Annotated in this window: 1 protein-coding gene; it reads right to left on the reverse strand. The window is 47.7% G+C overall.

Annotated elements, in window-relative coordinates:
- Nucleotides 1-932: reverse transcriptase domain-containing protein (locus JWG39_RS16015; RefSeq protein ID WP_275889032.1), on the reverse strand; the 932-nt coding region annotated here is incomplete at both ends.

The raw sequence follows: 932 nt of genomic DNA on the forward strand, positions 1-932 counted from the left end.
GCGGCTCAATATCGGGGAAATCATCAGGGGCAATACCCGCCTGGCTAAAGGCATCGGCCATGGCGGTTCTTGTTGTTTGCTCTGTGGATTGTTCCTGTTGCGCAGGACCATTTAGGTCCCGACTGCTACAGGGAGGAACAAAGGCGAACGTATCAAACTTCACAGGCGTGAGTTCAACATCCGGATAGACAGCTTTTAAAGCAAGAGACCTGACAAAATCTACTCCGAGAAAACGAAATCCCTGATCAAAAGTGGTGATACTGGTTTTCTCCCTGCTTATACGCAGCTTCAGACTTTCCAGGACCTGTTCGGTAAATTTCAGGCCCTTTTCCGCCTGTTTCCTGCTTTTACAGAGGACAATGAAATCATCGGAAAACCTGATAAGCCGATAATTTTCTCCCAGCATGGCTTCATCAAGTTTATCCAGGTAGAGATTGGCCAGCAAAGGTGACACAGGTGAACCCTGAGGTATGCCTCTTTTCAGATACTCTGTCCTTTTACCGTCCCTGACTGCAGCCTTCAGCCATTGTTTTATCAGTGACAGGATATCCTGGTCATGGACCAGTTTTGCTACCTCCAGCAACAAACGGTTATGATCGATTTCATCAAAATAGGATTTTATATCCGCGTCAACGACCCAGACAAAGCCCTGATCACGCAGTCGCTCGATCTGTGCCACCGCCATCTGCACTGATCTCCCCTGGCGATAGGCAAAACTGCATTCTTCAAATTCAGCTTCAAAAAGCGGGGTAATGACAAGAGATACAGCCGTATGCAGCACGCGATCCCGTACTGCCGGAATGGAAAGAGGCCGCAATCCACCGTTTTTTTTAGGGATATAAACACGCAGCAGCGGACAGGGACGGTATGTTTCATAAACAACCTCATCTTTAATCAGGGCCAGTTTGGAAAAGAGGTTTCGTTCAAAATCC

This window comes from Desulforhopalus vacuolatus (assembly GCF_016918505.1).
Classification (GTDB): domain Bacteria; phylum Desulfobacterota; class Desulfobulbia; order Desulfobulbales; family Desulfocapsaceae; genus Desulforhopalus; species Desulforhopalus vacuolatus.